We start from the raw sequence: 12,076 nt of genomic DNA, 5'->3' as shown, positions 1-12,076 counted from the left end.
TTATTTAAGTTTTAAATCTAGTTGTTCTTGTTTCCCATAGAAGGTATCAGTATCTCGGCGATTATGCCGTCCCTTTAAGTAACCATCAATTAGTTGAAAAATTTCATATCGGTCATCACTCGAAAGTACCGTTTGATTAAACGACAGGTTCTTACTAGAGAAAAATAATTTTGCTAAATCAAAGTCATCACGATCAGTTTTTCCGGTAAGATAGTCCAGACTGACATCAAAAAATTCGGCTAGTTTTCGTGCTTCAACGTATGACGGGGTCCGAATACCGCGTTCCCAGTTACCAATTTGCGAAGCAGTGTTTGGTTTTTCATTTGGGCCAAGGTTTTCATTGAGATGGGTAGCAAGCTCCTTTAAGGTTATCTTTTGTCCTTTGCGAAGTGCTCGTAGGCGTTCTGGAAACATTATTTCACTCCCTTAATATATCATTATCTATTTTAACATTAGCGTAGCAATTTTGAATGAAAAGAATATGCAAAATAACAGAAAGTGTGCTAAACTAGGCGCATTGATTAAATAATACAACATGGGGTTAATTATTTTGAAAACAAAGACAAAAAAGAAACAGTGGCATCCTTGGCGATGGCTCACTGGAATTATAGTTGTAATCGCAGTAGCAATCTTTGCCGCTAGTAGCTATTTTTTCTCGGTGGCAATGGTACCGGGGCATAAGGACTTTATTAATAATTCAACTAAAATCTCGCGAAATGATCCATTGTATGAACAGAAAATGTGGTTTAAGCATGCAAAGAAAGAAAAATGGACAATGAAATCAGCCAGTGGGAATTATAAACTAGTTGCTGATTACATCCCTGCTGCTAAACCGACAACTAAAAATGTCGTAATTGCTCATGGATTTATGGGTAACAAAGAAAAGATGGGTGAATATGCCGCGCTTTTCCATCAGATGGGATATAATGTTTTAATGCCAGATGCGCGTGCTCATGGTCAAAGCCAAGGGAAATACATTGGGTATGGCTGGCCAGAACGTTATGATATTCGCAAATGGATTACTAAACTTATTCGGCATAATGGAGAAGAAAGTCAGGTAGTCTTGTTTGGAGTTAGCATGGGTGGTGCGACAACGATGATGACTAGTGGCATTAACCTTCCGCCACAAGTAAAAGCATTTGTCGAAGATTGTGGATATACGAGCCTTAATGATGAATTGAATTATGAAGCCGGTAATTTATATGGGATTCCAAAATTTTTACGGGTGCCATTAATAAGTACGATGAGTTTAATTAATCGGGTGAAGAATGGTTTTTACATTCATGAGGCTAGTTCCCTAAATATGTTGCATCATAATCATCGCCCAATGCTATTTATCCATGGTGCAAAAGATAATTTTGTTCCAACTGAAATGGTTTATCACAATTACCGTGCAACAGAGGGAAGCAAAGAATTGTGGGTAGTACCGGGAGCAGCGCACGCAAAGTCGTATGCGACCCATCCCAGCGAATATCGCCGCCATTTGACAAGATTTTTAGATCACTATATTAAATAGTTGGAGGAAAAAGATGTTTGCAATTATTGTTACGATGTTTGTTGCAATCGAACATTTAGGTATTATGGCCTTAGAAATCTTTGGTAACCCGGCACAGCAAGCCAAGGCGTTTGACTTACCGATTAAGTTTACGCAACAGCATGAGGCCCGGGTTTCATTCGCTAACCAGGGTATCTATAACGGAGCCTTAGGAGCAGCCATCATCGCCAGTTACTGGTTATTTAGTGGGGCCACCTTAGTATTAGTATGGCAAATGCTCTTGGTCTTTGTAATGGTTGTTGCATTATTTGGTGCACTTACTGCAACCAAAAAAATTATTCTAATTCAATTTTTACCAGCATTAATCGCATTTTTGCTGACATTTATTTAAGATAAAAAAGGAAATTGCTGCAACATCTTGCAAAGCAATTTCCTTTTTTAGTCTAGTGATTGGGTGTAAACCAATTCATCAGTTGAGATCTGTTCGTTTAATGCGTTTGCTAATTCTTGTGAAAATTGATCATTAGCAAGTTGCATCTGAACATAACTGTGTTCAAGTTGAAATGCCTCAATAAATAAAGAAGTAATGAGGTCTGTATCCATAGAAATATCATGCACAAAGAATCGTTTTCGTTGGAAGTACGTCCGTCGTACCATCGCAACTTCATTCGCGTTTTGCGGGGTTTCAATCGAATGAAGGTATTTATCAATTTCTCGGTTAATTATTCCGAGGATCTCAGCCGTTTCAGCGCGCTGTTCCTTGGTTAATTCATATTTTGGCCCCACATTGTAGCGAGATCCTTGTTTGAGATGGCGGTAGCGAATAAAGCGCCATTTTAACCGGTGCCATAAGATGACCCATAATTCAAGGAAGCTATGTTTATTTACGCGGAAAATCGACCGAGTAACAAAATTAACGAGGAATTTGGCCTCCTTGTCAGAGATTCGGCCTTCTTCATTAAGCCGGTCTAAGGTAGCCAATTCAATTTGATGAGCTTTACCCATTAATTGACTATAAACGTTACGATTGAATTCATGGTATTGCGTCATTTGACTACTTAATTGGTCAATAACAACGGCTTTTTCCGGTGAATATTTTTCTGAAGTCCGTAGCTCATTGATGGCATATTGAACTGTTTTAATAAGTTCTTTTTGAAATTCACTCTTCGAATAACTCTTAGATTTAGGCGGTAAAATAATTGGATACCCAATTGCGCCAACAGCAATACTAATTAAAATAACAATTGCAGCAATCAAGATCATTGAATTCCGGAAAGCAAATTGATGGTGGTTAATTAGAACTGGCAACGAGAAAGCTAATGCTAGAGTGATCGTTCCGTGAATTCCTCCTAGCGCCATTAAGAGACTATCACGGTTGAGGTTAGTTGGTTGAATGTTGACGAGCTTAAACCGGACCCATAAGAATCTTAAGAGGGTTGTAATAATATAGATGGCAAAGGCTAGGGCAACGATTGCACCCAGATTTTGCCAAGAAGTCCTTCCCAGTACCTGCGGAAGCATCACCCCTAAAAGGACAAATACTAATCCGTTTAACGCATCGCTAATGATGTTCCAGATAGTAGTAGTAGACATTTGCACTTTAGTAGATGTAAGCCGCATTCGATCATAGAGGATACTATGAACAACTCCCGCTGCAACGACGGCTAGGATTCCCGAAAGGTGCAGTTCTTCAGCCAACCAGTAAACAACGATGGGGGTCATGACGTTGATCGGAATAACGATGGAGCCAATATCAACGTGCTTCCGCATCAAACTAGTACGGAGACTGATTAATAGGCTTCCTAGCACTGCCCCAAAGATAATTCCGCCAAAGAAAACATAAACAAAGATCCAGATTCCATGACCAAGCGAAAATTGTCCAGAACGGTATGTTTCCAGCGCCAAATCTAAAAGCACAATTCCTGATGCATCATTAAAGAGGGACTCGTATTCCAGAGCGCCATTAACGTTTTTTGGTACCTTCATATTAGTAGTAATCGACTTTACAGCGACCGCATCAGTCGGCGTAATAATCGCGGCCAGCATAAAGGCGAGTGCTAAGGAGAACGTTTTTGGTTGAAGCCAATGTAAAAAGCTACCAGTAATCAAGACCGTTACAAGTGCTAATCCAACAGTCATTGATAGGATCGATTTGATATTGCTCGAAAGATAACGGAATGATTGGTTCTGTCCGTCATTAAACATTAGAGGAGCAATGATCACCATCATAAATAATTCTGGATGCATGGTAAAATTAGTGGCCTCAGTAGGCAGGGATGCTAAAAGAATTCCTGCAATAATTTGATAGATGGATAGTGGAATCTTAGGATAAACAAGATGAACGACATTAGCTGCAACAACAGCAGTCAATAGAAGAACAATGCCTAAAATCATTTCCATCGATTAATCACCTCACTTGATATTTTGGATAAAAAATTGAGGCTGGAAAAAATTTATTTTTTTTCAACAGCCTCTTTATTTATACGAACATTGTTAAGATATCGTGGAACTAGCTTCGCGTCGAGGCTAATTCCCACTTACTACTCTCTTACTTAAGCTTACTCACGGCCAATCAGCATTTTCACGGCCATGGCAATATTATAAATAAATAACAAAAAGGCTAATAAAAGAGCAAATGTTAGGAGGATTCCAAACAATGCACCCCCGTGGAAGTTAGCGGGGTTTAATGAAAAGACACTAAAGACTAAAATTGCGCCTATTACATATAACAATGGGAAAATTTGACTCCAAAATGCATAGCGAGCGTTCTTAGCAATAGTTGGTCGATCACTGTTTTTGGCAATTATCCACACGATTAGTGGAAAGATAACTGGTAAAAATAAGATGCTTAAATAGGATAAAGCATTAACGATCCGGTCCGTTAAATTATTATCGTTCACTATATCAGTCCCTTCTTTTTATATTATTATCGCATGAAAACTCAAGGGAGCGCAATTACAATTATCTGTACAAGGCAAATAATACTAAAAAAAGAAAGCCAATCGTGGCTGGTAATCGGAATATCCACGGTAGCTGTTCGGGCTTGTCCTTCTACGAAGCCGTGTGATTCCATGGCTTGCGCTAATTGATCCGACCATTGAATAGCAACCAGAATCGCTTTGAAATAGAGCGTTGGTGACCACCAATGTAAATTAACACCCCGCATTTGTCCGGCCGTATAAATAGTTGTAACGGCTTGTTTCATTTTTGGAATCAGATTAAGAGCGGCGAGCACTCCATAAGCATATTTGCTGGGAAGGTGATAATTTTGTTCTAATGAGCGAGCAAGCGTTAAATTATCGGTTGTGAACGTAAAAACTGTTCCAAGGCAGACATAAACGTAGAGCCGACTGAAAAGAACGGTTCCATCGAAGAGACTATGACTAGGACTAAAGAAGACAATTGTAATAAAAATAGCTAGTGCCGGAAAAAGGGGGACAAAAGCCAACCAGCAAAATTGTCGCCAGTGAAATCGCTGATGAATAAGGATTAGCAAACACACCACGATGACAATCAGGTTAATCCACAGCTTAGTCACAAAAGTCAGCTCAAGTGAAAGCAAAATAACAAGTAATAATTTTAAACTAGGATTCATAACTCCCTCCAACATAATTAAGACGTTGATGATTCATTGTAAGGTGATAATCAATGAAACCATCAAGTCCGCTTAATTGATGACTAACAATCAGCAAAGTTTGTGGCTTTTCTTTTTGGGATGCTTTGATTAGTTGCAGGACAGTCTTTAAAGATGCCGGATCTAAACCAGTAAATGGTTCGTCAAGCAATAATGTTTCTTGTCCGCGCATTAACATCAGCAAGATTTGCAGCTTTTTCTTTTGACCACCACTCAAAGAATAAACAACTTGATCTTCTCTTCCGTTCAAACCAAGAGCTGTTAATGCTTCGTTGACTTGTTGTTGATTAAAATAGGGGTTCTGGCAAGTTTTAAAGCCTAATGCCAGTTCTTCGCCAACGGTTACATTTAGGAATTGATCGTTTGCATGTTGGAAAATCAATCCCAGATGCTTGTAATATTTCCCAGGTGATATTTTTTGAATGCTTTCCCCCGCATAGTCAATCATTCCCTCATATTTCAAAAGCCGGGCAATTGCCTTTAGAAGGGTAGATTTACCAATCCCATTTGGTCCAGTTAGTAAAGTTATTTTATTTTTAACAATGCCTAAATTGGTTGGTAAAAGTAAGGGATAATTATCGCGTTTTATTGCTAATTCATCAAATTTGATAATTGCGGGCAAGGTTGACGGGGGAAGGGCAGTGGTAATTTGGGGAGTAGCGCGCTCTGTCAAAAGTTGGCTACTATTTTTACTGGAAAGTTGAGTAAGACGCCCCTTAGCTAATTGCCAAACCAGTGGATGTAGTTGCTCGTAACCATGCAAATCGTGGTCAGTAATGATAATTGTTGTGTGATAGTCACTGTTGAGGCGGACTAATTGTTTGAGGATAAGTTGCCGGTTTTCTTCATCAATATTGGCAAAGGGTTCGTCTAATAAAAGCACGTTTGGTTGCATTGCCGTAGTAGCTGCTAAAGCCACGCGCTGTTGTTGCCCACCGGAAAGAGTTGTGATTAACCGGTTAGCAAGATCGTCAACTTTACCAAATCGTAAAGCTTCTTTAACACGCTCTGGAATTTTGTCAGTTGGTACCTGGCAATTTTCGAGGGTAAATTCTAATTCGTGGCGTGGCGTATCGAGGGCAAATTGCATTAACGGATCTTGGAATACCATCCCGATTTGGGCAGCTGTTGGTACATCGACTGCTCCAGTAACTATTTCACCGCCATATTTAGGCAAAAGCCCAGCGACTAACTTGAGAATGGTGGATTTGCCGCTACCAGAGACCCCGGTAAGTAAGTGAATCTTTCCGGCAGCAAATTCGGCGGTGATATTTTTAAGAATTGGTTGCTGATCAAAATTAAATGAAAGGTCTTTAAATCGTATATTTTTCATAGTCTTAGCGTTTGATTAAGTGGGCTCGTTGGAGAAGGTTAGTAATCAATTTAACTAGAATTCCAGAGAAGACAAACATTGAAATGAAGCGTGCAATGAGCATAATGATGAGCATTTGTCCGCTGAAGTGACTATAACCATTGCGGAACCAATCCCAGCCAAAGGTAACAAATGTAAGGGTAAGGGATGAGATGAGCAGGGTCAACCAGTTATACATTTTATAGAGCGTAAAAGTAAAACCTAGCTCAGATCCGATACCTTGAACCACTCCAGAAATTAGGTTCGCTGCTCCCCACTGATCGCCGAGAAGCATTTCAACGGCTGCTCCCAAAAACTCACCAAGGAAAGCCGCTCCTGGTGTCCGTAGCAAGAAACCGGCAAGTGGTCCAGCCATACACCAGATTCCCATTGTTAAATCATTCGCCATTGGACCATAACCAATTGGTGTCAGCAGAACAGTTAAGCCGTTATAGACAAAACCGGCCGCAAAATAAATTACACCAAAAATAATTCCAATTAGGGCAAGCAAAATAATGTCACGCAAATGTAGTGAACGTTTAGTCATAATAAAACTCCTTAAGATATAAGGGTAAAAAAACTCCATGACAAAAAATCATGGAGTTAATCATTAAGTTAATATCACTGAATCTCCCTTCGCTGGTATTAACCAGAGCAGGTTCAATGGGTATTATCTCAGCCGTTTGGCACCCCAGATTTGTTTTCCATTATCATAGCTAATATTATAACGGAATGCAAATCGTTAACTAGGTTACTTATCTTAGAAAAGTGGGTTACAATTAATACTAGCATTTAAGGGGATGGTTTAAAAATGAGTGGAGTAGTTTTTGTTTTATTATTACTAGGAATTGGGATTCTGTCGGGGATTATTAGTGCAGCTGCTGGTTTAGCATCATTAGTCTCATATCCTTCACTGCTTGCATTAGGATTACCACCGGTGATGGCAAATGTAACAAGTGCTTTCTCGACAATTACTGGTAATTATAGTTCGGTCTTTTCATCGTTTAAGGAATTAGAGCATAATCGACGACAATTATGGATTATTCTGCCATTGGTATTTGCTGGTTCCGTTATTGGGGCTTTTTTGCTCTTTGCTGTCCCCAGTAAGTGGTTTGCGGAACTGGTGCCATTATGCATTGCGATAGCCGGAATTATCTTGTTGTTTCCCCATCACCCGAAGCAAAGTACGGGGACGATGGCAGAAAATAGTAAATTATTTGGTAAATCACGGATCGGCCAATTTTTATCAATCATTGGTATTTTTATTGTTGGGATTTATTCCGGCTTCTTTAATGCGGGTGCCGGAGTGTTAATGCTAACCTTGCTGACAGTGATTAATCGGCAAAAGAGTTTCGCCGTTAATAATGCGCTAAAAAATGTTGCGATGACGGTTACAAATACAACATCCTGGATAGTGTTCGCACTTGAGACGACAATTTATTGGAATTATGTTATTCCGTTGATGATTGGAAATGTAATCGGGGGCTACTTAGGACCAATTATTGTTCGTCACCTACCTGGCCGTTTGATGCAAATAATTGTCGGTATTGGATCATTGATTTTGGCAGTTTCATTGGTTATTCGGAATTTAATGTGAAACAAAAGGATCACTGTCACCTAGTTTGGCAATGATCCTTTTAGTTTTATTTTTTATAAATATTATTGAGCCGTGTAGCCACCGTCAGCGACAAATTCTGAACCAGTACTAAAGCTTGATTCGTCTGAAGCAAGGTATAAAGCAAGGTTAGCAATCTCTTCTGGCTTTCCAAGACGGCCAAGGGGATGAAGACTTTCTAGGTGGCCTTCAGCTTTTGGATCATCCTTGACTAAATTATCAACTAGTGGAGTTGAGACATAACCGGGATGAATTGTATTTACGCGGATGTCATAGCCTTTCCGGGCACAATCAAGTGCAGCGGACTTAGTTAAGAGGCGAACACCACCCTTAGAAGCATTGTAGGCAAAGAGGTCGGGATCACCAATTAGCCCTTCAATGGATGACATATTGATGATTGAATTCTTTTCACCGTTGTTCTTCATTGCTTCAATACCAAGCTTGGTTCCCCACATCGTACCAGTGAGATTAACAGCAATTGTTTTATCCCAAATTTCAGCATTTGTCTTTTCAACATCGGCATATTCAGCAATTCCCGCGTTATTAACCACAATATTGAGCTTTCCGAAGACTTGGATAGTTTGGCGAATTACCCGGTCCCAGTCTCCTTTCCGAGCAACGTCTTGTTGGATAAAGATCGCATTGTCACCTAGTTGGTCAGCGACTTTTTGTCCTTCGTCCATCTTCCGAGCGGTTAAAACAACCTTTGCGCCTTCTTCAATAAATTTCTTTGCGACAGCGGCTCCAATTCCTTTAGAACCACCAGTAATAATTGCAACTTTATTGTCTAAACGACCCATTGATAAGACACTTCCTTAGTAAAATCAAAAACAATCCTTTACAAATTTTATTATAACAACTATCGAAGAAAAACAGGAGAATAATGCATTGTAAAATGAAAAGAGACTGGAGAATTATTTTCAACAGCCTCTTAATTAAATTTAGTTTTCTTTGAAAAGCTTGTTTAAGCGGTCCATGAAGGCCTTGAGGTAACGTTCTTTATCAACGTTAACGGCAACCTTAACATTAGGGTTAGGATCGTTTAACTTAGCGTTGTCACCAATTGTCCGACCATAGTAAGGTCCTTCTTGGTAAACAACCTTCATGAATAAGCTAATAGTTGAAACAAATGATGGGTCAATCCCAACACCAACAGCTAATGGATCATGGAGGGCACAACCACGCTTATCAATATCAAGATTGTAGTAAGCGTCGATGTAGAAGTCGGTAATATCAGCAAATGCCTTACCAGAAGCAGTGCCTAATTCACGCCATTGCTTTGTTTCGTTCTTAGTAAGGAGAGTCCGCAAAGTAACATCAAGACCAACCATCGTAAGTGGCAAGTTGGACTTCATTACTTCATCAGCAGCTTTTGGATCTTGGTTAATGTTAGCTTCTGCGACAGGAGTAACATTACCTTCAACAGTTAAGGCCCCACCCATGAATGTGACATTACCAATCAAGTCAGCAATTTCAGGATCCTTCTTCAAAGCAGCAGCTAAGTTAGTCATTGGACCAGTAGGGATGATGATTAAGTCCTTGCCATACTTGTGAGCGGCTTCGATGTAGAAATCAACACCGGATTGTTCTTCAAGAGCCCGACTTGGCGCCGGTAATTCAACATCACCGATCCCGTTATCACCGTGGATATCCTTTGAAACTTGCATTACATCAAAGTGGTCAGTAGTGCATGAATGTGGAAGACCCTTAAATACTGGAATATCAGTGTGACCTAATAATTCCAATAATTTAAGGCTGTTTTCGGCACAAACATCTAATAGGTTGTTACCGTATGAACTTACAATTCCGATTAGATCAACTTCTGGGTCAGCGAGCGCATAGGCAATAGCTAAAGCGTCATCAACACCAGTATCTAAATCAAGAATCATTTTACGTTTTGCCATAGTATTTATTCCTCCAATTTTAAGCAAAATCAATCTCTGTATATAATATGTTAATTTAAATTTGGAATAATTACAATTAAAATTTGAGACCGCTTACGAAATTTTATCAAAAATAAAGATGATATAATACTTCTAGAGATGGAAATGAAAGGATCAGAGGAGAAATGGCAGAGAAAATTTATGATGTGACAATTATTGGTGGAGGCCCAGCAGGGATGTTTGCTTCATTTTATTGCGGCCTTCATGAATTAGATGCCCAGCTAATTGAAAGCCTTCCGCAACTTGGCGGGCAAGTAGGGGCGCTCTATCCTGAAAAACAAGTTTGGGATGTAGCAGGAATGCCAGGCGTAACTGGACATGACCTGATCGCTAAGCTAGATGAGCAAATGGCAGTGGCACCGATTGATCAATTCCTTGGCGAAACTGTTGAGGACGTCATCAAAGAAGATGATGGAACCTTTGCCATCAAATCAGCTAAGCGGGTATCCCGGTCACGAGCAGTAATTATTGCTCTTGGTAACGGAGCGTTTACTCCCCGTAAGCTTGCTTTGGAGAGAGCAGCCGAGATTGAAGGCAAGCAGCTTTCATATTTTGTTAACCATAAAGCTGATTATGCGGACAAGCGGGTTGCCATTCTTGGTGGGGGAGACTCCGCGATTGATATTGCTTTGATGCTTGAACCGGTTGCCAAGGAAGTGCACCTTGTCCATCGGCGGGACCAATTCCGTGGCCTGGAGCATACTGTAACTCAGCTTAAACAATCATCTGTCCAACTGGATACGCCTTTCTTACCACGCGCATTAACGGTAGAAGATGATGAGACGGTAACGCTCGATCTTAAGAAGATGCGTAGTGACGATGAAGCGCAATTGAATGTGGATAAGATTGTGGTTAACTATGGCTTTACCTCTAATAATGCGGCCTTGAATCAGTGGTCCCTTGACTTAGCAGCAGAGCGCAACTTGATCAAAGTTGATTCAATGATGGAGACCAGTATTGAAGGAGTATACGCGATCGGGGATGGTGTGACCTATCCGGGGAAAGTCGCGTTGATTGCGGCTGGCTTTGGGGAAGCACCCACTGCGGTAACCGCCCTAGCTAAGAAACTCTATCCCGATAAGCGAATGGCAATGCATAGCTCTTCAATGGGGATTACTAAATGAAAAAATGTCCCTACTGTAACACATTATTTCAGTTGGATAATAAGTTTTTAAGCTTGATTGCGATGCTGCCTTAGAAATTTAAAATAGATAATTGAAAAAACTAAAAAGAAGTCTCTAACGTTTGAATTCTAAACATCAGAGACTTCTTATTTGTTTTAAATTTCTAAGAGATCAGCCGGCTTCATTAATGGGAAGTCCGCAGCTTTAATACTGTCGGGATTTGCGGAAGAGTAAAGGGCGCCTGCAAACTTGGCACCGGCTGCATGGGCGGCTTTCATATCATTGATTGTGTCCCCAACATAAACAGTGGTTGCCGGATCGGCTCCCATTTTATCCATCGCCGCTAAAATAGGATCTGGAGCTGGCTTATGCTTTTTAGTATCCGCAGACGTAATGGCAACTTTAAATAATCTTGCAAAGTCATATTTGTTAACGAAATATTCTTGGTACTCGTCAGCAAGCTTTGAAGTGGCGATGGCGATCTTTGCATCTTCACGATTGGCAAGGGTATTAAGCATTTCTGGAATTCCTTCAATCACTTTTGCCTGATCCGCCCGTTGATAAGCTAGCTTAAACCAGTCTTGTTGGATCGCCGGGATCTCATCTTCGCTAATTCCAGCCAAGCGAAGAGCATCTCGACCAGTAATACCAAATAAGTCATGTTTAGTTTGTTCTACTTTGTCGGGCGCAACTGGGTGACCATGTTGTGCTAAAGTATCAATCATTGCTGGCATATACATATCAATAGTATCAATTAAAGTGCCATCAATATCAAAAATAAAATTCTCAATCTTCTGTGCCATTCTATTCATCCTTTATCAAATATAAGTATGTTCTTAATTGTATAACAATTTCGAAAAAGATTGAGATTAGAATAGCTGATAATTTACCTTTTATTTGAAAAAGACTACAAT

13 protein-coding genes and 1 riboswitch are annotated in these 12,076 nt (G+C 40.1%); of the genes, 4 read left to right on the top strand and 9 right to left on the bottom strand.

Annotation, left to right across the window (positions count from 1 at the left end; genetic code table 11):
• Positions 1-414, bottom strand: a complete 414-nt coding sequence (locus tag LMB57_RS01850) for a helix-turn-helix domain-containing protein (protein ID WP_003664887.1) — start codon at positions 412-414, stop codon at positions 1-3.
• Between the two features lie 121 nt (positions 415-535).
• On the opposite strand from LMB57_RS01850, the gene LMB57_RS01845 reads away from it, so the two are divergent.
• Together LMB57_RS01845 and LMB57_RS01840 are read left to right on the top strand one after the other, a co-directional pair.
• Positions 536-1,516: an alpha/beta hydrolase gene (locus LMB57_RS01845; RefSeq protein WP_229271378.1), complete on the top strand. Its 981-nt coding sequence runs from the start codon at positions 536-538 to the stop codon at positions 1,514-1,516.
• 13 nt (positions 1,517-1,529) lie between these two features.
• Entirely contained in the window at positions 1,530-1,886 is a 357-nt protein-coding gene (locus tag LMB57_RS01840) for a DUF1304 domain-containing protein (protein WP_229271377.1), read from the top strand.
• Positions 1,887-1,933: 47 nt separating this feature from the next.
• On the opposite strand, the gene LMB57_RS01835 is transcribed toward LMB57_RS01840, so the two are convergent.
• The 5 genes from LMB57_RS01835 to LMB57_RS01815 all read right to left on the bottom strand — a co-directional run bounded on the left by LMB57_RS01835 (position 1,934) and on the right by LMB57_RS01815 (position 7,027).
• A complete protein-coding gene (locus LMB57_RS01835; RefSeq protein WP_229271376.1) occupies positions 1,934-3,895 on the bottom strand; it encodes a cation:proton antiporter in 1,962 nt (653 codons plus the stop codon).
• Between the two features lie 158 nt (positions 3,896-4,053).
• Positions 4,054-4,395 carry a magnetosome magnetite crystal formation protein family gene (locus LMB57_RS01830; RefSeq protein ID WP_229271375.1) on the bottom strand — a complete coding sequence of 114 codons (342 nt, stop codon included), beginning with the start codon at positions 4,393-4,395 and terminating at the stop codon, positions 4,054-4,056.
• Positions 4,396-4,436: 41 nt separating this feature from the next.
• Positions 4,437-5,090, bottom strand: a complete 654-nt coding sequence (locus LMB57_RS01825; RefSeq protein WP_229271374.1) for an energy-coupling factor transporter transmembrane component T family protein — start codon at positions 5,088-5,090, stop codon at positions 4,437-4,439.
• Positions 5,080-6,462, bottom strand: a complete 1,383-nt coding sequence (locus LMB57_RS01820; protein ID WP_229271373.1) for an ATP-binding cassette domain-containing protein — start codon at positions 6,460-6,462, stop codon at positions 5,080-5,082. Before LMB57_RS01820 ends, LMB57_RS01825 begins: the two co-directional genes overlap by 11 nt.
• A gap of 4 nt (positions 6,463-6,466) precedes the next feature.
• A complete protein-coding gene (locus tag LMB57_RS01815; RefSeq protein ID WP_229271372.1) occupies positions 6,467-7,027 on the bottom strand; it encodes an ECF transporter S component in 561 nt (186 codons plus the stop codon).
• 67 nt (positions 7,028-7,094) lie between these two features.
• A riboswitch (TPP riboswitch) is annotated at positions 7,095-7,184 on the bottom strand.
• A 107-nt stretch (positions 7,185-7,291) separates the two neighbouring features.
• Between LMB57_RS01815 and LMB57_RS01810 the strand changes: the two genes are divergently transcribed.
• Entirely contained in the window at positions 7,292-8,077 is a 786-nt protein-coding gene (locus LMB57_RS01810) for a sulfite exporter TauE/SafE family protein (protein WP_229271371.1), read from the top strand.
• Between the two features lie 62 nt (positions 8,078-8,139).
• Here LMB57_RS01810 and LMB57_RS01805 read toward each other — a convergent pair whose 3' ends face one another.
• Both LMB57_RS01805 and LMB57_RS01800 read right to left on the bottom strand, forming a co-directional pair.
• A complete protein-coding gene (locus LMB57_RS01805) occupies positions 8,140-8,895 on the bottom strand; it encodes a glucose 1-dehydrogenase (protein WP_229271370.1) in 756 nt (251 codons plus the stop codon).
• Between the two features lie 141 nt (positions 8,896-9,036).
• A complete protein-coding gene (locus LMB57_RS01800) occupies positions 9,037-9,999 on the bottom strand; it encodes a nucleoside hydrolase (protein ID WP_003664874.1) in 963 nt (320 codons plus the stop codon).
• 164 nt (positions 10,000-10,163) lie between these two features.
• Here LMB57_RS01800 and LMB57_RS01795 point away from each other — a divergent pair, with 164 nt between their 5' ends.
• Positions 10,164-11,162: an NAD(P)/FAD-dependent oxidoreductase gene (locus tag LMB57_RS01795; RefSeq protein ID WP_229271369.1), complete on the top strand. Its 999-nt coding sequence runs from the start codon at positions 10,164-10,166 to the stop codon at positions 11,160-11,162.
• 155 nt (positions 11,163-11,317) lie between these two features.
• Here LMB57_RS01795 and LMB57_RS01790 read toward each other — a convergent pair whose 3' ends face one another.
• Positions 11,318-11,974: an HAD family hydrolase gene (locus tag LMB57_RS01790; RefSeq protein WP_229271368.1), complete on the bottom strand. Its 657-nt coding sequence runs from the start codon at positions 11,972-11,974 to the stop codon at positions 11,318-11,320.
• Positions 11,975-12,076: the final 102 nt, after the last annotated feature.

It is taken from the genome of Limosilactobacillus secundus, assembly GCF_020784695.1.
Lineage (GTDB): Bacteria > Bacillota > Bacilli > Lactobacillales > Lactobacillaceae > Limosilactobacillus > Limosilactobacillus reuteri_F.
Note: the sequence above shows the minus strand (reverse complement) of the source record. Positions and strands in the feature narration are given on the sequence as shown.

Coding starts and splice junctions, on each gene's coding strand:
- LMB57_RS01820 (WP_229271373.1), bottom strand. CDS start 6,462: ATGAAAAATATACGATTTAAAGACCTTTCATTTAATTTTGATCAGCAA.
- LMB57_RS01790 (WP_229271368.1), bottom strand. CDS start 11,974: ATGAATAGAATGGCACAGAAGATTGAGAATTTTATTTTTGATATTGAT.
- LMB57_RS01850 (WP_003664887.1), bottom strand. CDS start 414: ATGTTTCCAGAACGCCTACGAGCACTTCGCAAAGGACAAAAGATAACC.
- LMB57_RS01795 (WP_229271369.1), top strand. CDS start 10,164: ATGGCAGAGAAAATTTATGATGTGACAATTATTGGTGGAGGCCCAGCA.
- LMB57_RS01845 (WP_229271378.1), top strand. CDS start 536: ATGGGGTTAATTATTTTGAAAACAAAGACAAAAAAGAAACAGTGGCAT.
- LMB57_RS01800 (WP_003664874.1), bottom strand. CDS start 9,999: ATGGCAAAACGTAAAATGATTCTTGATTTAGATACTGGTGTTGATGAC.
- LMB57_RS01805 (WP_229271370.1), bottom strand. CDS start 8,895: ATGGGTCGTTTAGACAATAAAGTTGCAATTATTACTGGTGGTTCTAAA.
- LMB57_RS01810 (WP_229271371.1), top strand. CDS start 7,292: ATGAGTGGAGTAGTTTTTGTTTTATTATTACTAGGAATTGGGATTCTG.
- LMB57_RS01835 (WP_229271376.1), bottom strand. CDS start 3,895: ATGGAAATGATTTTAGGCATTGTTCTTCTATTGACTGCTGTTGTTGCA.
- LMB57_RS01825 (WP_229271374.1), bottom strand. CDS start 5,090: ATGAATCCTAGTTTAAAATTATTACTTGTTATTTTGCTTTCACTTGAG.
- LMB57_RS01815 (WP_229271372.1), bottom strand. CDS start 7,027: ATGACTAAACGTTCACTACATTTGCGTGACATTATTTTGCTTGCCCTA.
- LMB57_RS01840 (WP_229271377.1), top strand. CDS start 1,530: ATGTTTGCAATTATTGTTACGATGTTTGTTGCAATCGAACATTTAGGT.